Origin of the sequence: Pseudalkalibacillus sp. R45, assembly GCF_052246725.1 — a bacterium.
GTDB lineage: Bacteria > Bacillota > Bacilli > Bacillales > Fictibacillaceae > Pseudalkalibacillus.
Map to the genome: position 1 here is coordinate 136616 of NZ_JBQQCL010000005.1, position 24441 is coordinate 161056.

At 42.0% G+C, this 24441-nt stretch carries 20 protein-coding genes; 4 read left to right on the forward strand and 16 right to left on the reverse strand.

Annotated features, from left to right (window positions below):
- Positions 1–100: 100 nt before the first annotated feature.
- On the forward strand, positions 101–1888 hold the full coding sequence (locus ACTWQL_RS11435; RefSeq protein ID WP_443142570.1) for an SH3 domain-containing protein: 1788 nt from the start codon (positions 101–103) through the stop codon (positions 1886–1888).
- A 260-nt stretch (positions 1889–2148) separates the two neighbouring features.
- Here the strand turns inward: ACTWQL_RS11435 and helD are convergent, their stop codons facing one another.
- The 3 genes from helD to ACTWQL_RS11450 all read right to left on the reverse strand — a co-directional run bounded on the left by helD (position 2149) and on the right by ACTWQL_RS11450 (position 7739).
- Entirely contained in the window at positions 2149–4488 is a 2340-nt protein-coding gene (helD, locus tag ACTWQL_RS11440; RefSeq protein ID WP_443142571.1) for an RNA polymerase recycling motor HelD, read from the reverse strand.
- A gap of 614 nt (positions 4489–5102) precedes the next feature.
- Positions 5103–5555, reverse strand: coding sequence for a D-aminoacyl-tRNA deacylase (gene dtd, locus ACTWQL_RS11445; protein WP_443142572.1), 453 nt, complete (start codon positions 5553–5555; stop codon positions 5103–5105).
- 12 nt (positions 5556–5567) lie between these two features.
- Positions 5568–7739, reverse strand: coding sequence for a RelA/SpoT family protein (locus tag ACTWQL_RS11450; protein WP_443142573.1), 2172 nt, complete (start codon positions 7737–7739; stop codon positions 5568–5570).
- A gap of 490 nt (positions 7740–8229) precedes the next feature.
- Here ACTWQL_RS11450 and ACTWQL_RS11455 point away from each other — a divergent pair, with 490 nt between their 5' ends.
- Positions 8230–8352, forward strand: coding sequence for a hypothetical protein (locus ACTWQL_RS11455; RefSeq protein ID WP_443142574.1), 123 nt, complete (start codon positions 8230–8232; stop codon positions 8350–8352).
- Between the two features lie 104 nt (positions 8353–8456).
- Here ACTWQL_RS11455 and ACTWQL_RS11460 read toward each other — a convergent pair whose 3' ends face one another.
- The 8 genes from ACTWQL_RS11460 to ACTWQL_RS11495 all read right to left on the reverse strand — a co-directional run bounded on the left by ACTWQL_RS11460 (position 8457) and on the right by ACTWQL_RS11495 (position 16872).
- Positions 8457–8969, reverse strand: coding sequence for an adenine phosphoribosyltransferase (locus tag ACTWQL_RS11460; protein ID WP_443142575.1), 513 nt, complete (start codon positions 8967–8969; stop codon positions 8457–8459).
- Between the two features lie 4 nt (positions 8970–8973).
- Positions 8974–11358 carry a single-stranded-DNA-specific exonuclease RecJ gene (gene recJ / locus ACTWQL_RS11465; protein ID WP_443142576.1) on the reverse strand — a complete coding sequence of 795 codons (2385 nt, stop codon included), beginning with the start codon at positions 11356–11358 and terminating at the stop codon, positions 8974–8976.
- Positions 11359–11399: 41 nt separating this feature from the next.
- Complete coding sequence (locus ACTWQL_RS11470; RefSeq protein WP_443142577.1) at positions 11400–11744, reverse strand: LapA family protein; 345 nt, start codon at positions 11742–11744, stop codon at positions 11400–11402.
- A gap of 2 nt (positions 11745–11746) precedes the next feature.
- Complete coding sequence (locus ACTWQL_RS11475; protein WP_443142578.1) at positions 11747–12658, reverse strand: cation diffusion facilitator family transporter; 912 nt, start codon at positions 12656–12658, stop codon at positions 11747–11749.
- Between the two features lie 497 nt (positions 12659–13155).
- Positions 13156–13371: a hypothetical protein gene (locus ACTWQL_RS11480; RefSeq protein WP_443142579.1), complete on the reverse strand. Its 216-nt coding sequence runs from the start codon at positions 13369–13371 to the stop codon at positions 13156–13158.
- 319 nt (positions 13372–13690) lie between these two features.
- The gene (gene secDF, locus ACTWQL_RS11485; protein ID WP_443142580.1) at positions 13691–15943 is read right to left on the reverse strand and encodes a protein translocase subunit SecDF; all 2253 of its coding nucleotides are present in this window, start codon (positions 15941–15943) and stop codon (positions 13691–13693) included.
- A 97-nt stretch (positions 15944–16040) separates the two neighbouring features.
- Positions 16041–16337, reverse strand: a complete 297-nt coding sequence (locus tag ACTWQL_RS11490) for a post-transcriptional regulator (RefSeq protein ID WP_443142581.1) — start codon at positions 16335–16337, stop codon at positions 16041–16043.
- Between the two features lie 49 nt (positions 16338–16386).
- Positions 16387–16872: a COG2426 family protein gene (locus ACTWQL_RS11495; protein WP_443142582.1), complete on the reverse strand. Its 486-nt coding sequence runs from the start codon at positions 16870–16872 to the stop codon at positions 16387–16389.
- A 134-nt stretch (positions 16873–17006) separates the two neighbouring features.
- On the opposite strand from ACTWQL_RS11495, the gene spoVB reads away from it, so the two are divergent.
- A complete protein-coding gene (gene spoVB, locus ACTWQL_RS11500; RefSeq protein ID WP_443142583.1) occupies positions 17007–18554 on the forward strand; it encodes a stage V sporulation protein B in 1548 nt (515 codons plus the stop codon).
- Between the two features lie 186 nt (positions 18555–18740).
- Here spoVB and ACTWQL_RS11505 read toward each other — a convergent pair whose 3' ends face one another.
- Both ACTWQL_RS11505 and ACTWQL_RS11510 read right to left on the reverse strand, forming a co-directional pair.
- Positions 18741–19406 (reverse strand): DUF421 domain-containing protein, encoded by a 666-nt coding sequence (locus ACTWQL_RS11505; protein WP_443142584.1) that lies wholly within the window; start codon positions 19404–19406, stop codon positions 18741–18743.
- Between the two features lie 73 nt (positions 19407–19479).
- Positions 19480–20769, reverse strand: a complete 1290-nt coding sequence (locus ACTWQL_RS11510; protein ID WP_443142585.1) for an ArsB/NhaD family transporter — start codon at positions 20767–20769, stop codon at positions 19480–19482.
- A 134-nt stretch (positions 20770–20903) separates the two neighbouring features.
- Between ACTWQL_RS11510 and ACTWQL_RS11515 the strand changes: the two genes are divergently transcribed.
- Positions 20904–21281, forward strand: a complete 378-nt coding sequence (locus tag ACTWQL_RS11515) for a TIGR04086 family membrane protein (protein WP_443142586.1) — start codon at positions 20904–20906, stop codon at positions 21279–21281.
- A 663-nt stretch (positions 21282–21944) separates the two neighbouring features.
- Here the strand turns inward: ACTWQL_RS11515 and yajC are convergent.
- The 3 genes from yajC to queA are packed head-to-tail and all read right to left on the reverse strand — an operon-like array spanning position 21945 to position 24439.
- Positions 21945–22217 (reverse strand): preprotein translocase subunit YajC, encoded by a 273-nt coding sequence (gene yajC, locus ACTWQL_RS11520; protein WP_443142587.1) that lies wholly within the window; start codon positions 22215–22217, stop codon positions 21945–21947.
- Positions 22218–22250: 33 nt separating this feature from the next.
- Positions 22251–23390, reverse strand: a complete 1140-nt coding sequence (gene tgt, locus ACTWQL_RS11525; RefSeq protein ID WP_443142588.1) for a tRNA guanosine(34) transglycosylase Tgt — start codon at positions 23388–23390, stop codon at positions 22251–22253.
- A complete protein-coding gene (queA, locus tag ACTWQL_RS11530) occupies positions 23387–24439 on the reverse strand; it encodes a tRNA preQ1(34) S-adenosylmethionine ribosyltransferase-isomerase QueA (protein ID WP_443142589.1) in 1053 nt (350 codons plus the stop codon). Before queA ends, tgt begins: the two co-directional genes overlap by 4 nt.
- Between the last annotated feature and the right edge of the window lie 2 nt (positions 24440–24441).

Genomic DNA, 24441 nt, shown 5'->3' on the forward strand with positions numbered 1-24441 from the left:
TATTGAAGAAAGTATTTTATCCTTTCTTTAAATGTATAAATAAAACTTCGGGCTTTTCGCACCGATATAAGAGATACAAACAAGTTTTGGAGGTGTATAGGTGAGAAGGTTTTGGTATATCTTTTTCGTCAGCATGTTGGTTTTTGGTGCTATAGTACCCTTCTTAGGAAATACCGTGTCTGCAGCAAATCACGGAAAAGCGAGGATCACAGTGGATACATTGAATGTCCGGTCTGGCCCAGGACTCGGCAACTCGATTGTGACACAAGTACATAAGAATAAAGAATATGCAATCCTATCTGAAAGCGGAGAGTGGCTGCAAATCCAGATAGGAAGTAAAAAAGGCTGGATTGCCGGTTGGTTTGCGAAAAAAACCAACAAATCATCTTCTAGTCAAAGTGATGACGCCAATACACCATCAGGAAAATGGGTTTCTTCAAAAGTTGATGGGTTGAATGTACGCTCTGGTCCTGATACTTCGTTTACTGTACTAGGTCAAATCTATCCCCATGAAAAATTCCAAACCATTGAAACCAGGGGCTCATGGACAAAAATCAATTACAAGAATTCTATCGGTTGGTTGGCCTCTTGGCTGATCGAATCAAGCAGTCACCCAACTCGTACAGAAACCCCGACCACTACCGACCAATCGGTGGTTAATGTAGCAACTCTTAACGTACGTAATGGGCCTGGAACGACATCCAACGTGATTGGTTCAGTCCGCAAAGGCGAAGTTGTTGAAATATTGGATATTCAAAATGGCTGGTATAAGATCAAATTCAATAACAGCAATGGGTGGGTTGCAGGCAAATATGTAACCAAGTCGAAAGACACGGATACTTCTTCCGGTACGCCATCTACCCCAACTCCTTCAACTTCTTCTGCTAAGGCAAAAGTTACTGCTTCGATATTGAACGTAAGAGACAAAGGCTCTTTAAACGGAAAAATCATCGGTCAATTGAAGAAGAATTCAGAAGTTGAAATTTTGAAGGAAATGAACGACTGGGCATACATCGAGCATGGAAATATGAAGGGCTGGGCGGCCTCCTGGTATTTAGAAAAGATTAAAAGGTCGACTACTCCAAAAAAGGATGAAGATTTATCAAATGAACCTTCGATTTCATTGCTTTATAATGGAACAAATCTTAGAAACGGTCCTTCAACAAACCATACAGTCGTTGCAAGAGGAAACAAAGGTGATCAATTTCCGGTTCTATCCAAACAAGGTGACTGGTATAAAATAAAGCTTTCCAATCAACAAGAGGCTTATGTCGCTGGATGGATCGTATCTATAAGTGGGGCTTCACTTCCGGAAATTGCACATCCGACTGTGGGAGACCATTTGAAAGGAAAAACCATCGTTGTAGATTCGGGACATGGGGGGCATGACACCGGCGCGATAGGAACGACATATGGAACACTTGAAAAAGACTTGAATTTAAGTGTCGCCAAAACGGTATCGTCAAAATTAAAGGCTGCAGGGGCAAAAGTAGTCATGACAAGAGATGATAATCAATATATCAGTCTACCCTACAGGGTTTACTTAGCTCATTCGAATCAAGCAGATGCCTTTATCAGTCTGCATTTCAATTCATCAATTTTTCCAAGTGCAAAAGGAATTAATTCTTTTTACTATTCTAAATTGAAAGATGCTGCGCTTGCCAGCTCCTTACAGGATGAACTCGTAAGACAAACTGGATTATCAAATCGCGGCGTCGCATTTGGTAATTTCCAAGTATTACGGACCAACCATCAGCCTGCAGCATTGTTGGAACTAGGCTTTCTCTCAAACTCCCAGGAGGAACATTATATCCGATCAGCATCGTATAAAGATAAAGCCGGGCATGCCATCTACCGCGGGCTTGCAAAGTACTTTTCTACAAACTAAAAAATTTCGCTAAAATCAACAGCCGATCACACATTTTTCACAGACTATTCCACATACGAATCCATAAAGAAAACTTGGCACAGCCAAGCCTTAGCGTAGGACGAGCCTTAGTTGCCTTATATTGAAGAAGTATTTATACTTTCTTTAAATGCAAGAAAAAGAGCTCTGATTCTGAGCTCTTTTTTTACATTTACGGGTAAAGGCCATATTCCATGTTTGCGCCTTTTCTCGTAAGAAGATAGTTTTACTGAACTTCTATACTATTGCCTTTGCTTTAGTCTCTCTGGTGAAACGTTAAGTAATAAGGGGCTTGGTTCGCCTACTGTGTAAATCTGCAGTTCATGCATAGCCCGCGTGCAAGCCGTGTAAAACAATCTGAGTAGACTTACATCTCCGTACACATGTTTTGAGGCGTCATAAATGATGACAGCATCGAATTCGATGCCTTTAGCTAAATAAGCCGGTATGACAACGACACCTTGTTCATATTCAATCGACCCGCTTTTCACCAGTTTGAGACCTTTTATACCGCTTAGAGAATCAAAGGCTGTATTGCATTCTGAAGCTGACTTGCCTATAATCGCAATCGTATTGTAATGTCGCTTCTGCAAGTCGTCTACTTTTGAAACAATACTATGGTGTAACTCAAAGTGATTGGGCAGTCTGGTCAACTGGGGCTTCTCACCATTACGTTCAAAAGCATGAATCTGTTCACCATTCGGGATGAGTTCTCTTGTTAATTCTACGATCTGCTTTGTGGATCGGTAACTGCGATTCAAGTTGATCGATTCCGTTTCTTCTTGACCATATAAACTGGTGAGCGTGTTGAAATCGACTCTTTCACTGGCATGTGCGAATATCGCCTGATTAAAGTCTCCGAGCACTGTCATCCTTGCAAAAGGAAACAAACGTTTCAAAAATTCGAATTGAAACGGGGAATAGTCTTGTGCTTCATCTACCAGTACATGTTTGATCGAACTGTTCGTCTGAAACCCTTGAATCAGTTCTTTCAAAAGCAAAAATGGTGTTGCATCTTCATAAAACAATTTACGTTCATCCAGCATTTTTACAGTCAAAGAACAAATATCCGCCCATTCGTCAGGTATGTTCCCATGAATCCACAGTTTGCTGCTTGTATGCTCGATAAAAAGCTGTTTATATATTTCTATTATGTTGATATAACGCAGACTTCGGATCCGTTTCCGCAGAGGCTTGAATTTCTTTCTGACAATCATCCTGCCTAGTGCTTTCCTCTCCATCTCATAGTCATCAAACTGCCCTTCTTCAAAACCGGTTTTTTTCCGTAACTGATTATAAATCTTTTGGTATTCATCCTTACTGAGCAACTCGATTTCATCTTCCACCCACGGCTTTTTTCGTTCAAGCTTTTCGGCTTGCTCCACTCTCTTCATCAGCCACTCTGTCAACTTTTCGACTCTATTGTGAAACCGGAGCGAGGTATCTACGCTATAAAACCGTTCTGTTATTTCTTTGGCAGAGATCAGTTTTTTCCCTCTAAAATTAATCCCTTTGAAAACCATTCCGGATGATTCAAGAGACTGCCTGTATGCCTTGAGCATATCAAAAAAATGAGTCGATGCCTTAAAGCGGATGCTTTCCATCCTAGTTTGATAAGAAGGAGCACCTGTCTTCGTCAATACATATTCAAGCTGTTCGTAAGGATCCTCGACTTGAAATGTGCGGCTTAACCTGTGATCCAGGTATTCCTGGAAAGTGACCTGCTGCATATTTTCCTCGCCAAGTTCCGGCAAGACTGTGGAGACATAGGCGTTAAACATCGCATTAGGAGAAAACAGGACGATTTGATCAGGTTTCAGCCACTCACGATATTTATAAAGCAAATAGGCGATTCGCTGCAAAGCGGCTGATGTCTTGCCACTCCCCGCTGCGCCTTGAACGATCAGAAGCCTCCCGTGATCATGCCGGATGATTCTGTTTTGTTCCTGTTGAATGGTAGCCACTATGCTATGCATATATTTGTCAGTTCCTTTGCCAAGGACTTGCTGTAAAATCTCATCTCCAATCGTGAGACTGGTATCAAACATAGAATCAATGACTCCACTCTGGATGATATATTGCCATTTCTTCTCCAGTATACCCTTGATTTTACCTTCAGGTGTATCGTATACCGCAGGACCAGGCGGGTAATCATAGTACACACTTGAAATCGGGGCTCTCCAGTCGTAAACCAGGAAGTTTTCACCACTTTTATCCGTAAGGGTGGAGACACCGATGTAAATATGTTCTGTATCGGAAATGCCTTCTTCAGTGAAATCAATCCTGCCGAAGTATGGCGTCTTCTTCATACGGCGCAATGCCGACAATCGCTTTACTGATTGTTTATGAGTGCTTTGCCTAACAGACAGGTTCTGGGCTTGCTGCCTTAAGCTGATGATCGTTTCGAGATAATCATCAAACGTATCAGTATTAACCTTTACGTCTTCCCAAAAGTGCTTCCGAATATCGATCACTTCTTCCTGACGCTGGACTTTTTCATCTTCCAGCTCACCGATCTGTTCCGTAATCGTCTCCAAGACACTGTCCAATCTTTTTTGTTCCTTCTGAAGTCCTTTGTTCATATAAGCACTCCTTTTACATTAGCTTTGTTAAAGAATGATGTTGATTTCTTCGAAATTCACTCCCTTTCCGCCGGCGAAAGAAAAGCGGAAGCGACCCGTTGTCACTGGAAAACTGACGAGGAGGCTCGAACCAAACAATACTTGGTTCTGAGTGGGCTCACTCATAAGGATGTCAATCAATGTGTTGACTGTTGAATTGCGGTCAATTCACTTTAAACCAAAAAATTTAGTAATCGGGGTTGACGGGGGATCTTTTATGGTGTAAAATTATAATAGGGATTTTTCTGCACATATGCAATATATGAATGTGCATCTATATTAAATTACCATACTTTTCCCCTCTTATCAAGTCCTTCAACAATTCTCTTCGTAACTTACCGAAAAAATAGCAAGGAAAATTAGAGCTTCCCTACTGCCTTCTCCTTCAATTAATACGTATTTTACCAAAGAAAAATGTTTACATAACAAAGGAAAAGGGACTGTTCTAAAAGAAAAGAGTCAGACACCTCCACCACAACAATACCACTGTTTTCTCAAAATGTTGTTAAGTTTGGAGAGACTCAGATACTTCTAGGACAGTCCCTTGTCATTTATTAAGTTATGGAGCAAAAAATTTACTTTTTCATGTCATCTGTATCCAGGATCAAGGTAACTGGTCCATCATTGTGGATCCGAACGTCCATCATTGCACCAAATTCTCCTGTTTCAACCCGAATCCCTTTTCCACGTACTTTTGAATTGAATTTTTCGTACAAATCTTCAGCTATGTCCGGTTTAGCGGCATTCATGAAATTCGGACGTCTCCCTTTCCTGCAATCCCCATACAATGTAAATTGCGATACGGAGAGTATCGCACCCTCAATATCCAATAGTGATCGGTTCATCTTGCCATCTCCATCTTCAAAGATCCGAAGATTCGGTATTTTTTCAGCTAGAAATTCGACATCCTCTATCGTATCTTCATGGGTTATACCAACCAACAGGACAAGACCTTGACCAATTTTTCCGACTGTTTGGTCTTTCACAAGCACCTCACCACTGGACACTCGTTGTACGACAACCCTCATTACATTTCCCTCCTACTGCATGACTCTGCGGACGGCATACACGTCTGGAATACGTTTGATCCGCTCGACCACTTTCTGAAGATGACTTACATTATGAATAGAAATCGTCATATTGATGGTCGCCATCTTATTTTTATCGGAACGTCCGGAAACTGCACTGATGTTTGTTTTCGTTTCAGCAACTGCTTGAAGGACTTCGTTCAATAAACCTCTTCTATCGAAGCCATTGATCTCGATATCCACACTATAATTTTTCGATTGGTTCGTGCTTCCTTCCCATTCAACCGGTAAGAATCGGCTCTCATCTTCTTCAATCCGGATGTTCGGACAATCCTTCCGATGGATCGAAACACCGCGGCCTTTTGTGATATAACCGACAATGTCATCACCTGGGACGGGGTTGCAGCACTTGGAAAGCCTGATCAACAGGTTGTCGATTCCTTTTACCTGGACTCCAATTTCTGTTTTTTTCCTAGGTTGCGGACTCTTCGTTTCATTGATTGATTGAAGAAGACTTTCGGTCTCTTGATCTCTCTTCTTCCTGACTTTGTCTGCAAGACGTGTCGCAATCTGTGAAGCAGTGATTCCGCTATATCCGACTGCGGCATACATATCTTCAATATTAGAAAAATTGTATTTCTGCGCTACTCTGTTCAGATTTTCTTGGGTAAGGACATCTTTCAATTCGTAGCCATCGTTTTTGACCTCTTTTTCGACCAATTCTTTTCCTTTAGCTACGTTTTCATCTCTTTTTTCCTTCTTAAACCATTGACGGATCTTGTTTTTCGCATGGGAACTTTGTGTCAACTTCAGCCAGTCCTGACTTGGACCATAAGAATGTTTGGAGGTTAACACTTCAACGATATCACCTGTTTTCAACTTATAATCTAGCGGAACCATCTTTCCATTGATTTTTGCGCCGATACATTTATTTCCAATCTCGGTATGGATTCTAAAAGCGAAATCAAGTGGGACCGATCCAGATGGAAGTTCTATGACATCTCCTTTAGGCGTGAAGACGAATACCATATCAGAAAATAGATCGACTTTCAGAGATTCCATGAATTCTTCTGCATCTGTCGCATCATTCTGCCATTCAAGTATTTCTCGGAACCATGTCAACTTTTCTTCAAAAGTGTTGTTTCTATTGTTCATTCCTTCTTTATAAGCCCAGTGCGCAGCAATCCCGTATTCTGCGACACGGTGCATTTCCTCGGTCCGGATCTGCACTTCCAAAGGATCACCTTTAGGACCGATCACCGTCGTATGCAAAGATTGGTACATATTTGCTTTAGGCATGGCTATATAGTCCTTGAATCGTCCAGGCATCGGTTTCCAGCACGTATGGATGATGCCAAGGACGGCATAACAATCACGGATGCTATCGACAATGACACGCACAGCAAGTAAGTCATAGATTTCGTTGAACTGCTTATTCTGTTTCGTCATTTTACGATAAATGCTGTAAATATGCTTCGGTCTTCCCCATATATCTGCTTCTATATTCACTTCACTCAATTTTGATTGGATATCATCAATGACTTCTTGTACATACTGCTCACGTTCGTTCCGCTTCTGTTTCATCAAGTTTACAATTCGATAATATTGCTGCGGATTCAAATAACGTAAGGCAACATCTTCAAGCTCCCATTTAATTGTAGATATACCAAGCCGGTGAGCCAGCGGTGCGAATATTTCAAGCGTTTCATTCGCCTTTTGAATTTGTTTTTCTTTGGGCATATGTTTAAGCGTGCGCATATTATGAAGACGATCAGCAAGTTTGATGAGGATACAACGGATATCCTGCGCCATCGCCACAAACATCTTGCGGTGATTCTCTGCTTGTTGTTCTTCTTTTGATTTGAATTTGATTTTCTTCAGCTTAGTGACTCCATCGACCAACATGGTGACTTCTTCAGTAAAAGCTTCAGTCAGTTCATCCAATGTGACGTCCGTATCTTCGACGACATCATGAAGAAACCCTGCTGCAATCGTAGGTGCATCCATTTCAAGATTGACGAGGATGTCTGCTACTTCAACAGGATGATCAATATAAGGGTCACCCGATTTGCGAAATTGCCCTTCATGGGCATCTCTGGCAAATTCGTACGCCCTTTGTAGAAAATCTATATCTTCTTTCGGCAAATAAGTTGCCGCTTTGTTCATTACATCTTGTATGGCCATGCAATCACCTATCATATGTTGATTGGTATATAAATTCTATTATCGTTAAAATTTAACTTCCTGTAAAGCGAAAAGAGAAATTTGTCGAATCATTTCTTATGTCAATTTCTTCTATCCGTCTCCATCTGTTTTTATCACACCTCGCCTTTCTCTTGTGTCAGTGTGAAATCCCCTGTCACAAGTTGGCGCTTTCTTCGAGTATGCAAAAAATTAAATGAGGCGATTTTCGCAGTAAAATCGTGCCAAGTGCTCAATCAAGCACAATAGTTGCACGATTTTTAGTTTATTTACAAAGGCTGTTTTCGCAAACTTTGTTGCTCTTGCACTTAAAGAAAGTATAAAATACTTTCTTCAGTATAAGGGCAACTAAGGCTCGACCTACAAAAGGCTTGGTCTCGCCAAGTTTTCTTTAAAAGTCGTTGATTTCCGCTTCAGGTGCTCGCTTTCCGCGGGGCGTACGGTGAGCCCCCTCGTCGCCTTGCGACATTGGATGGTCTCACCTGCCCCGCTAGGACAAGGAAAGCTTCGGCAGCGTTACATCGCACGAAGAAAATGCGATTTTCATTTTCGAGGAGTCTCGCACCTTGCTCTCCAATCAACTTGCACAAGGTGAGTTTTTAAAAATGACCCAAAAGAAACAATCTTTAAGAAAAGAGCTTTTACAAAAAAATGTACAAAAAACGAGCCCGATAACGAGCCCGTTCCATATTCTTCATCTTAATATTGCATCAGTGTAAAAATGTCATACCCGTCCAATTTATCCCGACCGTTCAGATATGTCAGTTCAATCATGAATGCGATTCCAACGACTTTTCCTCCTAGCTTTTCCACCAACTGGATCGTCGCTTCGATCGTTCCGCCAGTTGCAAGGAGATCATCCGTAATCAAAACACGTTGGCCAGGTTGGATCGCATCCTTATGAATGGTCAATACATCTTTTCCATATTCTTTACCGTAGTCTACTTTTACCACTTCACGTGGGAGTTTTCCTTCTTTACGAATCGGTACGAAACCGACTTCCATTGCATAGGCAACGGGACATCCGACAATGAATCCACGTGCCTCAGGTCCTACGACAACATCGATCTGCTTTTCTTTTGCATATGTAACGATATCGTCCATCGCTTTTTTATAGATTTCACCTTCTTGCATCAGGGTCGTGATATCTTTAAAACGGATGCCCTGCTGCGGGAAATCTTCTACAACTTCAATATATTGTTTATAATCCATCTTTCTAGTAAGCCTCCTCAAATCGAACAACATCTTTTTCCTTTTCAAAAAACCATCGCTTTAAATCCCGATAGGAGGAGTAACATAAGTCGTTCTCCAGACTTGCCTGCTCTTGTTTTCTCCTATACGTCATCGAATCTGTAAGCGGTCGTTTCATAGGTTGGTCTGATACTGTAATAACACCATTGTCTATTGTAACAAATTCGAGTTCAAAAAACACCTCTGACATAAAATAGACAGACTCTATCGTCCAGCCTTTATGGGCTGCTAATTCCTTTGCACGCTTTTTATAGTCGAATCTCCCTTGTTTCTTTAAAAAGGCATAATACCATTTGAAAGATTCTCTTGTCGGGATCGGATTGAAATAATGATCCTCCTCATTATGAAAAACGGTATAGATGCGTTCTGCTGAAGAACCAAGGGACATCAATTGATCCAATTGTTCTTTATTTGAAGGCAGATCGAGAATGATGAGATATTTTCCATTCAGTTCAACGTTTTCAAGAGTAATACTCTCGGAAATTCGGACAATATGATCCTTCCAATCATCTAAACGCAATGATTCTATCGTGCTATCTTTAAAAGAAAGAAGCTGGATCTTGGTACGGTCAAGCATTTTCAATCGATTCGTAAGATTCTTTATCCCACGATAATCGAATAGCTGCTTTTCTTTGACCGCAATATCCTGAAGCATCAATTGCGGCTTACGGAAGCCATTCCATTCATTGATTGAAAGTTCACCTACAACTGAAATCGAAGCATTCGGCGTTATTTCCTCGAAAACATTCCCGAAATTAAACCCAATCACATCCAGATTTATATGATTTCCTTTGAGTGCTAGCTTCAAGTGCTTTGAATCACTGCCTATTCTACGAATTTCTTTAAGTTGACATTGATTGATGAGGAACTTCGGTTTAGGATTTTCCACACCAAACGGCTCTAATGCTTCCAGTTCTTCGATAACATCAATGGAAATCTCATCCACTGAACATTGAAGGTCGATCGGTGTTATCGGTGAAAAATCTTCTTCTGTAAGCTGTTCTTTCGCCTGTCGATCCAAGCGTTCCCGCAACTCGTTTAGGTATTCCAGCTGAAGTGTCATCCCTGCTGCCATAGGATGTCCACCAAAGTGTGGTAGAATATCACGGCATTCTGATAGATTTTCAAACATATCAAAGCCGACGATACTTCGTGCCGATCCTTTTGCAACCCCTTTTTCCGGATCAATACTCAATATGATAGTGGGCCGATAAAATTTCTCCACAATACGAGAAGCAACGATGCCAATCACACCAGGGTTCCAACCTTCTTTTGCGATGACCAGAACCGAATTATCTTCAGGTGGATATTGGGTTTCAACGATTTCGACTGCTTCTTTAGTAATACCATTGACAAGACTTTGTCTTTCCTTATTCATTGCATCGATTTCCTTAGCGATCATTTCGGCTTGTTCAATATCGGAAGTCGTGAACAGGTCAACAGCAGGATCAGCAGAGTCCAAGCGGCCAGCTGCATTGACTCGTGGACCAACGCCGAAACCAATGTGTTCGGATGTAAGTTGCTTACCTTCTAATCCACAAACCTTCAATAAAGCCTGCAGCCCTGGCTTGGGAGATGTTTCAAGCTTCTTGATCCCGATTTTGACAAGCAGCCGATTTTCATCCACGAGGGGGACAAGATCGGCTATTGTCCCGATACAAGCAATATCAAGCAAATGTGTTGGCGTTTCACCTAGAAGGGCATGGGAAACTTTGATCGCAACACCGACCCCTGCCAATCCTTTGAATGGATATGGACATCCTGGTTTCTTCGGATTGATCGTCGCAAAGGCATCAGGAAGCTCTGGCTGGGGTTCATGATGATCCGTTATGATGAGATCAAGTCCTATTTCCTTTGCAACCTCAGCTTCATGGATCGCTGAAATACCTGTATCTACTGTCACAATTACCGAATATCCTTGCTCTTTCGCCCATCTGAATGCAGCTTCATTCGGACCATAGCCTTCTGTGAACCGATTGGGGATATAATAGTCGAAATCTGCACCAAGTTCACGTAATGTATAGATCATGACTGAGGTACTGCTGACTCCATCAGCGTCATAATCCCCAAATATCAAGATTTTCTCTTCTCCTTCGATCGCTTTTTTGATTCGACCGACAGCAGAATCCATTCCATCCAGCAGGAAAGGGTCATGGAAATCAACATTTTCAGTATGTAAAAATTTCGTAACTTCATCTATTTCTTTCTTACCTCTATTAACCAGCAAACCCGCTACGAGCGGTGATAGACCTAGGACGTTCACTAATTCATCCCTTTTTGATTGGTCTACTTCCGTGACACTCCATCGTGTCCTCGAATTCAACATAAAACCACCTCTTAACTCACTCATTATACAAGAGTGTTTCAAGAGGTGGCAAATTGTAATTTACATTATGAAGTAGAGCGATCGGCAGCATTTGTTGAATTTGTAGTATTCTTATTTGACACATGATCATTTTCAGCATTTTCGATTGAACTTTTAGGATTGCCTTTCAACTGGCGAGTCTCTTTACGTAATGCCCGTAATTCTTTTTTCATAGAGAAGAACCTGGCTGAACCTGCAACACCAACAGCAAGTGCTCCTAACATTGTTGAGCCTAGTATGACAAGAACAAGTGGCCATTGTGCCGTTCCGAATAAATAATCCACTTCAACTGTCTCTACATTAATGACAGCGAAAACAGCGATAATGATTGCAAACAGCAACCCGATGATGAAGCTCCATTCTCTTCTCAAATTTACTCACCATCCTTCTCTTCGTTGTAAGGATTAATGTGAACAAAAACGTCTCGCACCAACGATTGTTCAATTAACCGCCTCTTCACTTCTTTTCCAATGTCATGGCCGCGTTGGACAGAAATCTCTGGATCCACCGCAATTTTTATATCAATGATGACATAATAGCCATGTTCCCTGGCAAAGAACTCATCAAGGTTTATGACACCTTCAACGCTTTCAACGATTTCTTTCATTTCCACTGTGTCTTCCTCATGAAGAACATGATCCATCGTATTATGGATGGACTCTGCTCCTAGCTTCCATGAAATCCTTAAAACAAGTAGGGAGACAGCTAATCCTGCAATTGGATCCGCATACTTAAGCCAATCAATTCCTAGCTTTCCACCAATGACAGCCGCACCTATACCAATCAGTGCTGCTATTGAGGAATAGACATCGGATCGATGCTCATATGCGTTTGTTATAACCGCATCACTTTTAATTCTTTTACCCAAACGGTACTTATATTGAAACATCAGCTCTTTTGCAATGATGGAGAAAACGACAGCATAAACAGCCCAGATCTTTGGCGCTTCTATCGGATGAAAGAATGACTCTACGGATGAATAACCAATCTCAAGTCCAACAATGAATAAAAGTACTGCCACGATGATCGCAGCAATTGATTCTGCCTTTCCATGACCATAGGGATGATCTCGGTCAGGAGGAAGCTTTGCAGCCCTTAAGCCTAACAATACTGCAAATGAGCCAGCCACATCAGAAGCGGAATGTACAGCATCAGCAATCAAAGCCCGGCTGTTTGAAATGAACCCGACCACGCCTTTAATAATAGCAAGTACGAGATTTCCAATGATGCCTACCCATGCTGCGAATTCCCCTTGTTTGAACCGTTCTTCGTTCTGGTTATCCAACAAAACCACTCCAAACTAACAATCTCCATAATAACTTACGCTACAGTCTTTGTTTTTAATCATTAGACTCTGTTCGTTTTCATTGTTTGTTTCTACGAAATTCACTCCCTTTCCGCGCGGACAAACGAAAAGCGGAAGCGACCCGGTTTTACACACAAGTTGTCGATCAATGTGTCGACCACCGCAGGAAATTGAAGTGATCCCAGTGACTGGTCGCTGAGCTGGACATCACTTCCTGCTATTACTTACTTTCGCACTCTATCCTCGCTGAAACCATGTTGGACGCACCCATTAATGGACACAGGGGACCTTATTTGACCAAAATATTGGAATTCCTCAAATTTAGCGGACACCAGGGACCTTATTTCGCAAATATCATTGGAAATCAGCTGCTCTGTTCACAAATAACGGCTCTGGTGTCCGTTAATTTAAATCATGGCTTCTTGGTCCCGCTTGGCTCGCTTTTCCCGAAGAAGTGTGGCGAATTTCACTTGAAATCAATAACAGAACTTAAGAGTAGACTCTTTTCTAAAAGATTGTTGCTTTTGAGTCCTTTTTAAAAACTCACCTTGTGCAAGTGGATTGGAGAGCAAGGTGCGAGACTCCTCGAAAATGAAAATCGCATTTTCTTCGTGCGATGTAACGCTGCCGAAGCTTTCCTTGTCCTGCGGGATCAGCGTGCCTACTACCTGAATAATCTCCTCGCAAGGCATGCGACGAGGAAGCTCGCTTCGACAGGACTTTCCTGTAGACGCAGGAGCACAAATGCTTCCTTGATAAGGAGACTCCTGAGGTCGTAAGGCGACGATTGAGCTCACCGCACGCCCCGCGGAAAGCGAGCATCCTGGAGCGGAAATCAACGACTTTTAAAGAAAACTTAGCGAGACCAAGCCTTTTGTAGGTCGAGCCTTAGTTGCCCTTATACTGAAGAAAGTATTTTATACTTTCTTTAAGTGCAAGAGCAACAACGTTTACGATAACAGCCTAAAAGTAAGAAAAGGTTGACCGGCGATGGGTCAACCTTTTATCCAATTAATCTGCTGATTGAGCAGGTTTTACACGTTTTTTTTGTAGTTGTTTTCCTTTCAAGACCAACCATATCTGCGCTGCGATGAAGAGAGAAGAATACGTACCTGCCACCAATCCGATCAGCAATGCAAATGAGAAGTTCGTAATTGCAGGGCTACCAAAGATCATCAGTGCTAAAGCTGCAAAGACCGTACTTAGTACTGTATTGATCGAACGTCCGAAGGTTTGGACAAGACTGACATTTACGATCCTTGACAAATCATCGAATGTCTTCACTTTGCCATACTTCATGTTTTCTCTGATCCTATCAAACGTGACGATTGTATCATTGATCGAGTACCCGACAATCGTCAGTACAGCTGCTATGAATGGCAGGTCCACCTCAAGCCGTAACAGACTGAATAAAGCTATGATGAAGAACGCATCATGTAACAAAGCGATAATGGATGACAGGGCCATCAACCACTCGAAACGGATCGTTACATAGATGATGATTCCGATTGATGCGATCGCAATAGCATACAAGGCATTCTTTGCAAGCTCGCGTCCTACAGTAGGATCGACGGTGCTTACATTCGGCTCACTTCCGTATTTTTCATCATAGAAGGATTTCAACTCAGCGATTTCTTTTTGGTCGAGAACCCCTACATAACGAGCAACGGCAATGTTTTGGTTTTCACCAGAAATGATGACTTCTTCTGCTTCCATACCTAAAGATTCAAGTTCATCTTCAACTGTTGCCTGGTCAAGTTTTTCATCAGCGGTGATTTCAACACGGCTCCCACTCTCAAAATCGATACCCAAGTTCAATTGGAATATTACTAGCGACAAGAGTCCGAGGCCGATTAGTACACTAGACAATGTGAAAAACTTCTTGCGATGTTTTACGAAGTCGATGTTTTTGAACTTGTTCTTGGAGATATCAAGGCGATCCGTATCATCCAAATCACTGATTTGATCTTTTTTGACACCGAACAACCCAAACTTCTTGTTCAGGATTCGGCTGTTCACCCATAATCCGAGTAATAACCTTGATCCATACACAGCTGTCAAAAAGCTGGTCAAAATACTTATGATCAATACAAGGGCGAATCCTTTAACTGCACTAGTACCGAATATGAACAAGACCGTTGCAGCAAGTATAGTCGTGATGTTCGCATCAAGAATCGTCGATAAAGAGCGTTTATTTCCTGCTTTAAAAGCAGACATGACCGACTTCCCTGCACGAAGCTCTTCTTTGATCCGTTCATAGGTGATGATGTTGGCATCGACTGCCATACCAACCCCTAGAATTAGAGCTGCAATCCCTGGGAGTGTCAACACACCTTCCATCCACTCGAAAATGAGCAGGATTAGATAAATGTATGTTGTTAAAGTGACAACTGCGATGATTCCAGGAACACGATAATAAAAGATCATGAACAAGAAGATGAACGCAATCCCGATTAATCCAGCGGTAACCGTTTTATCAAGGGAATCCTGTCCAAACTTAGCACCTACTGAAGTCGAATAGACCTCTTTCAATTTCACTGGAAGGGATCCAGCGTTCAAAAGATCCACCAAATTCTGTGCTTCATCAACCGAGTCTATTCCTGTAATGGTTGCTTGTTTTGAATTGATGACGTTCGTTACCTGTGGAGCTGAGATATACTTCGGTTCACCAGGAGCGTTTCCTTCTTTTTTCACTTCTTCCTTGAAGGAATCCTTCCCCTCTTCAAAATCAAGCCAAATTGCAAGGCGATTGTCCGGCGGTCCCTTCTGCATGATTTCCCTAGTAACTTGTCCGAATTTATCCCCGTCTTTTAGTCCTAACGCTACGATTGGCTGATTCGACTGTTGAGCAAACTCTACCTTTGCTCCGCCTTCCTTAAGATCTGAGCCATTCAACATGACTTTATCATCCACGTCTCGGAAGGTTAACTCCGCTTGTGTAGATAATAGTTCACGTGCTTTATTTTGATCATCGACCCCAGCTAGCTGGACCCTGATTCGTTCGCCTTCAATCTGGATATTAGGCTCAGAGACACCGAGTACGTTTACCCTTTCATTGAGGGCACTAACTGTATTATTCAATAATTCCTTATCTACCTTTTGACCTTCATTTGTAGGTTCAACATCATACAGAACCTCGAATCCACCTTGCAGGTCAAGACCGAGTTTAATGTCCTGGACGATGTCCTTTGTCGTCCCCCCGAGTGTTCCAGCTATCAGAATGATAAGCAAGAAAAAGGCGACGATCCGTCCTCTTTTTACCATATGTAAGTTCCTCCCCTTATGCCGTCAATTCTGGATGTCCGTCCTTATGTTATGTAATGACAATACATCCTATTATATCCATCGGATGAATTGTGTGTCAATTTTCCTTCAGCGTGTCTAATTCGTACCAGTTATCATCAGTAACCGCTTGTACAGTTAACCAATTCATGAAATCATTTGTCGATAGGGTTAGTATTTTATTGACGACTTGGTGGATCATCCATTCTTCATCTTTCGTCTTTTTTGCACGTGAGAGGATGCATTTCCAGATTTCTTCTTCTGTCACACTCTCATACCCCATGAAGTGCATTTCTTCCTTTTTACTGACCAATGCAGGCAGTACTTTGGGAAACCAATCTTCAAGCACCATCGTTTCACTACTTGCTTCACACATGGATCATCTTCCTCCTTTTAAAGAAATGGTACGTTCAACAATCTACTTTTTAGAAAATTGAATACATCGCGATTCCCACCCCGAAGCCAGCAATTAAAACGCCTGTTACTATAGCAAGGAAAGCATAATGGAAACGGATGTTGAATAATGCCGCCGCTACACAGGCACTGTAGGCACCCGTTGTAGGAAGTGGTACGGCTGTAAACAAGATCAAGCCGATTGCACCGAACCGCTCAACGTTTTTACTGTTCTTTAAAGTACGTTCATATAACCAGTCATAAAAACGCTTATACCAGCGATACCGCATTAGAAATGTACTCAATGGCCGAAACAGGATCAACAACGGAATAATCGGCAGTAAATTGCCAAGAATCGCAAGGCCTACTGCCGGCCAAAAATCATATCCAAAACCATATGCAAGCGGGATCCCTCCACGTAATTCTAAAATCGGCATTGCAGAAACAATTACAATGATTAATTCATTCGGTAGAAAACTGAGATTTTCTACCAGGAACTGCTTAATATCTTCTTTCAATGTCTACACCTCAAAAATTTATACTTGTCATGCTTGGCCCACTTTTCTGCATATACATGAAAAAGAAAGCACGTATCTCTCCACAAAAACCGTCATGTACAAAGTATGCAATAAAAGAAGGCAGGGGCGAATTCATGTCAAAACAAACGTTCATACAAGGCACAATGATTTTGATTGTTGCTGGATTGATCACAAAAGTGTTAGGGTTCATCAATCGAATCGTCATTGCCCGGATCATGGGTCCTGAAGGTGTAGGATTATATATGATGGCTGTCCCGACCTTATTACTTACGATTGCATTGACGCGTCTAGGTCTTCCTGTAGCGATCTCCAAATTGGTAGCAGAGGCAGACGCCCAAAACAATCCGAGAAAAATCAAACAAATCCTTGTCGTTTCGTTAACAATAACAGGAATTCTAAGTATTATTTTTACAATCGCACTGATTGCACTTGCACCTATTTTATCACGAACATTATTAACTGACCACAGAACTTATTACCCGCTCATTGCGATTGCGCCAGTCGTTCCGATTGTTGCACTGTCTTCAGTTATACGGGGATACTTCCAGGGGAGACAGAACATGAAGCCCTCTGCCTATTCCCAGGTAATCGAGCAAGTTGTACGTATTACACTTGTAGCAGTGTTGACAAGTGCACTTCTTCCTTATGGTGTTGAATATGCGGCTGCAGGAGCGATGATTTCAGTTGTAATCGGTGAACTTGCATCCCTCCTTTATATGTTTTCGGCGTTCAAACTCCAAAAACGTATCAGAATTCGAAGAGGATTTTTCAATTATGTGACAAAAGGAAAAGAAACGTTCAATCAATTGATGCGAATATCATTACCGACCACAGCCAGTCAATTGGTCGGATCGGTTTCATATTTTTTCGAACCGATCGTTGTTGCTAGAAGCCTTTATCTAGCGGGTGTCACGACTGTTATTGCAACTCAACAATATGGGTCCTTAGCAGGTTATGTCATTCCTTTCTTGACGCTTCCAATGTTCATAACCTACTCTTTATCGGTCTCACTCGTACCAGCCATCAGTGAAGCAGCTGCACAAAAAAAGCATCATGTCGTGGAATACAGGCTGAATCAAGCTCTTAGGATTTCCATGCTTTCCGGAGGGGTCTCGGTGGTCATCACCTATGTCCTGGCAGCACCTTTAATGGATTTGATGTATAACACACCGGAAGTTGCGGTTTATGTAAAATTGATGGCGCCATTTTTCTTCTTCCTCTATTTCCAGGGACCTCTTCAAGCTGTGCTGCAGGCTCTTGATCTGGCTAAGGCAGCAATGATCAACAGTATCATCGGGGCTATCGTCAAAATCATCGCCATCTTTTTGCTCGCTTCAAGACCAGATCTCGGGATCATGGGAGTAGCCCTTGCAATCGTCATCAATGTCGTACTCGTCACTATGCTCCATTTTGCCACGATCGTAAAAGCAATCAGTTACACGATCGTCGTCAAAGATTATTTAAAAGGCATCCTGGCAATCGCAATGACTGCAGTAGCAGTTACAGGCTTCCATCATATAGTGGAGCTGCAACTCCTCCCTCGGACATTGTTTTCTATCGGGTTTACGCTGCTATTGTATTTGCTCCTGGTCATTGGTCTAAAATTAATTAAGAAAGAAGACGTCCAGTACATCCCATTCTTGAAAAAGATTGTACGGTGAGATCTTGCGAATACATTCGGAAAGCGCCTATCTATATTTCCAAACTTAATAAAGAAAAACTTGTAAAGCCAAGCCTTAGCGCATGCTAGGCCTTAGTTGCCCCTTATATTGGAGAAAGTATTTATACTTTCTTTATATGAAACAAAGCCAATAAAAAAATCAACCCGCACTTTTTAGTGGGTTGATTTAATCGTCTTCTGTCAGATCGATGAAGAAGATTCCATCTGACTCTAAAGAACAAAAAGATATCTTTTTCAGGTCTCGAAAGCCCAGCTTCTTCAATTCCTGTCGTAACCACAACTCGGTTTTACCCAACCGTTTCAGATGCTGTTCCTGGATTTTTCCGTCCAAAACCAATGGCAAGGGAAAGAGATTACTCCCAGGGTCATCCTCATTTTGCTCCTCTTCCTTTTTAATCACAGAAAGTCTGCCTGTCGGTTCAAGGATCGCAAACTCGACATCCGAGATTTTATTTACTCCATTCTCACGTAATTGAATCAATAAATCGTCGAAGTTATATCGTTGTTTTTTCATTTGGGTTTCATCTATTTGACCTCGATCAATGATGACCGAAGGCTTACCGTCAATAATATGTCTCATTTTTTCGCTCTTTAAAGAGACATAGGCAAAAAACACCTGTAGGATCAGTAGAACACCGATACCGACCAACGATTGCATCATCGGTTTTTCAGGACTTTCAATCGATATGACTGCCATTTCTGCAATCATGATCGACACAACAAAATCTACAATCGATAATTGACCGATTTCCCGCTTCCCCATAAATCTGAACACGATGATGATGATAAAATATATGAAAAGGGTCCGAAACAGTATTATACCGATTTCCATGGAAGTCTTCTCCTTTCATTACATAGTCTCACCGACTAAGGAGAAGATATGAAAAGATCTGGATGGTAAAATTTTAGTAGTACGCTAATAAATAGCGTAAAACCAGATAAATTGTTGAAATGATCAATGAAACGATGACAACCGGGAATCCGATTAATAAGTATTGTATAAAACTGAAGGTTTGTTTTGATTTTGACGCTAATCCAGCCACGATGACATTTGCTGAAGCACCAATCAATGTTGCATTTCCTCCTAAACAAGAACCTAAAGCAAGAGCCCACCAGAGCGGATCGAGGTTTTGAATCCCGTATTCCTCGAACTCCATGATGACCGGAATCATGGCGGCTACAAACGGGATATTATCTACAAACCCAGACAATAACCCTGATCCCCATAAGATGATAACCGTAGTCTTAGGAATATCCCCTTCTGTCCATGACAATATCCCTCTAGCCATTTCGTCAATGATTCCCACTTCAATCAATCCACCGACCAAAATGAACAAACCAACGAAGAAAAATAGCGTCACCCATTCGATTGAGCGAAAAACTTCTTCAATCTCCTGTTCCTTCGTCGTCAACAATAATAACAACAAAGCCCCACTCATTGCGACAGTGGTCAAATCCAAATGAAGGATTGGATGAAGCAGGAACCCACAAATCGTCATGAGAAGAACTGTAACGGACTTATAAAGCATCGGACCTTTTTTCAAATATTCTTTTGGATCAAGCTGCATCAACTGCAACCTTTTTTCACTTGAAATGAATAAACTGCGCCGGTAAAAGAGAGATAAGCCTCCAATGACTACAAGATAGATGATCAAAACAACTGGTCCAAGATTTAGGATGAAATCATTGAAATCCAGGTGATCAACGGCCTGACCGATCATGATGTTTGGAGGATCACCAATCAACGTTGCAGTCCCCCCGATATTTGCAAAAATAATCGCACTTATTAAGAATGGTGTGCTAGTTACCCTCAACATATTCGTCAGGGTGATGATGATCGGAACCAATAACAGAACTGTTGTGACATTATCCAATAAAGCTGATCCGATCGCTGTAATCGTGGACATGACGACCAATAACGGTATTGGTTTTCCTTTGACTTGTTGAGCCAAAAAAATCGCTATGTATTCAAATACCCCATTTTGACTCGTAATCGAAACGAGCACCATCATTGAAAATAACAAAGCAATCGTATTCCAATCGACATGCTCGAAGAAAGCTTGTTCGACCTCCAATATGCCAAAAATGAGCATTATTACTCCACCGCAACATGCAACAAGGGCACGATTGATTTTTTCAGTCATGATTCCGATGTAACTGGCTAAAAAAATGATAAACGCTAAGGTTACGTTCACATTTCCCATCCTCTACTTGTCCGTAATAGTACATCGTATGTTAGAGAATAGGCAAACATGTTCGACTTCTAATTTATCTTTGTCCTGAATAAGTTGTACTAAAGAATATACATGCCTATAAGGGGTGAGAGAATATGTCTAGACGTATGATGTCAGCAATGGGGTTCGGACTAGTTGTCGTAGTGGCGATCATCATGACCAGCAGTTTCTTACTATCGCTTATCCTTCGATTCTCAAATCTGACTGAGCAATCTTTAACATGGGTCATCCTTGGTTTGTCAGTCATAGCGCTCTTCATTGGAGGAATCGTATCAGGGAGAAAAGGAAAGGAAAAAGGATGGTTGCTTGGGGCGGGTACGGGATTGTTGTTCACACTGGTGGTCTTTCTTGTTCAATACCTTGGTTATCAAGTAAAATTCGATCCGCAGCAGTATATCTATCACCTTGGTTATTTGCTTGCCTCAGCATTAGGAGGGATGATGGGGGTCAACTTCTCTTCACATAAACACTAGGAATGACATGCCCTCAACATATACAAACCAGAACGCTTAATAACGAGGCTCCTGTTAAAGTACTTTGTGGATTTTAGACTTGAAGAAAGTATAAGTGCATAAGCTGGCGGTTTCAGAAGCAATACTCTTGGCTTTACCGAGTTACTTTAACTGAAATTTGAGGCACTCCTGCCGGAAAAGCGAGCCAGGCGAGACCAAGAAGCCATGATATAAATTAACGGACATCAGAGCCGTTATTTGTGACAAAACCGCTGTTTCTGAAACTTTAACGGACACCACAGCCGTTATTTGTGAACAAAGCCGCTGATTTCTTATGATATTTACGAAATAAGGTCCCTGGTGTCCGTTAAGTTTGAAAAATTCCATTATTTTGGTCAAATAAGGTCTCCTGTGTCCGTTAACGGGTTCGTACAACTTGGTTTCAGAGAGTATACAGTGCGAAAGTAGATTATAGTAGGAAGTGATGTCCAGCTCAACGACCATTCACTTGGATCTCTTCAAACTTCCAGCGGCTGCCCACCCTCCTCGTCAGTTTCCCAGTGATCTACGTGACAAGGCAGATCGCTTCTGCTTTTCTAACAAAGCCTAACGAAAAAGAGACTGATCCACCGTGTAATCTGCATGCAGATGCACGAACTGTTTCAGCCTCTTTTTTTGCGGTTATTATTGATTGTAATCGACCACTTCACGAATTGCAGAGCGATCGTATGTAAGTTTCGATCCATCTCCTGCACGAAGGACGACTGAGTTGTTTTCCTCATCGATCGCTTCAATCGTTGCGTGAAAACCGCCAATCGTAATTACGCGATTTCCTTTTTCTAGACTAGCCTGCATTTGAGACGTCTTTTTCTGACGCTTCTGTTGAGGTCTGATCAAGATGAAGTAGAAAATCACGAACATAAGGATAATTGGTATTAATCCACCTAAACCTTCCATTTGTTGTTCACCCCTTTCAAGTCATAATGTATGTTAAAAGTTTTTTGCATTCGGTTTATTGAAACCGTACTGTTCAAAAAACTCTTCCCGGAAATCAAGCAATCGATCCTCTCGTATCGCCTGTCTGACCCGCTCCATCAATTTTAACAGAAAATAAAGATTATGATAAGTCGTTAACCGAAAGCCGAATGTTTCACTGCTTTTAACGAGATGTCGGATATATGCTCTTGAGTAATTGCGGCACGTGTAACAATCACAATTTTCGTCAAGAGGTCGGAAATCCTTGCTGAACTTCGCATTTCGGACGACTAATCTTCCTTCGCTCGTCATACACGTCCCATTGCGGGCAATCCTCGTAGGAAGAACACAATCAAACATGTCGATGCCCCGGATCGCCCCATCGATAAGTGAATCAGGTGACCCAACACCCATAAGGTATCTTGGTTTATCATCAGGGAGCCAAGGTGTCGTAAATTCGAGAACACGGTTCATGACGTCCTTCGGTTCGCCGACAGACAAGCCGCCAACCGCATACCCAGGAAAGTCGAGTGATACAAGATCCTTAGCACTTTGTTTTCGAAGTTCTTCATACTCTCCACCCTGGACGATTCCAAAAAGCCCTTGATCTACTGGTCTTTGATGAGCTTCCAAACATCGTTCCGCCCACCGGCTTGTCCGTTCTACTGATTGCCTCATATAAGAATACTCTGCTGGATATGGCGGGCATTCATCAAACGCCATCATGATGTCAGATCCTAAAGCGTTCTGAATCTCCATTGCACCTTCTGGCGTTAAGAACAATTTTTCGCCACTAAGATGGTTTCTGAAGTGGACACCTTCTTCGGTAATTTTCCGCAGATCACTTAAGCTAAAAACCTGGAATCCCCCTGAGTCCGTCAGAATTGCACCGTCCCAATTCATGAACTTATGGAGCCCTCCCGCTTCTTTTACAATATCATGACCCGGTCGAAGCCATAAATGATACGTATTGCTGAGGATGATACCTGCCCCCATTTGTTCAAGTTCCTCAGGACTCATCGTCTTGACCGTTGCCAGAGTTCCTACGGGCATGAAGACTGGTGTTTCAAATGTACCATGCGGCGTATGGACTTTTCCTAGCCGAGCCCCTGACTGCTTACAGGTTTTGATATGTTCATATCGTATTGCACTCATGGATGACTGATACTCCCTTCTAATATAAGCATCGAATCTCCGAAGCTGAAGAATCGATACTCTGCATTCACAGCCTCTTCATAAGACTTCATGATCAAATCTTTTCCTGCGAATGCACTTACTAACATGATCAAGGTAGATTGTGGAAGGTGAAAGTTAGTAATCAGTCCATCGATCCCTTTGAATGCATAGCCGGGATAAATGAAAATATCCGTCCAACCTGATTGTTCATCAAATTCTTTCGGGCTGTTTTGTGCAACTGTTTCAAGCGTACGTGCAGATGTCGTACCGACCGCAATGATCCGCCTTCCATCTTTCCGTACTTTGTTCAACAAGTTCGCTGTACCCTTAGAAATTTGATAATATTCCCCATGCATCTCATGTTCTTCAACATTCTCCACCGATACCGGCCTGAATGTTCCCAGCCCTACATGTAAAGTAATATATGCTACATGGACTCCTTTGTTTTGAAGCTTTTCAATCAATTCTTCTGTAAAATGAAGACCAGCTGTCGGAGCTGCAACTGAACCGATGTGCTTTGAAAAGACAGTCTGATACCGTTCCTTATCGTTCAATTGCTCCCGTATATATGGAGGAAGAGGCATCTCTCCAAGTTGATCGAGAATTTCGAGGAACGTGCCTCCCTCATAGGCAAAGCTCAATAAACGCTCTCCCTGGTCTCCTTCTTCTATACAGGTCGCTGTCAGCCTGCCTTCCCCAAAGGAAAGTGTTGTCCCTTTTTTTACACGCTTTGCTGGTTTGACAAGGGTCTTCCAGGTATTATCCGCTTCTTCTTTCAAAAGTAAGACGTCAATTTTCGCTCCGGTCTCCGATTTTATACCGTATAAACGTGCAGGTAACACACGAGTATCATTCAATACCAGGCAATCTCCTGGTTTTAAGTATTTCGGGATATCGCTGAATGCATTATGTTCAATACCGCCTGATTCTGGATCGACCACCAGCATACGCGATTTTGTACGATCCTTCAGCGGTGTTTGCGCAATCAAATGTTCTGGCAAATTAAAATCAAATTCATTTACTTTCATTA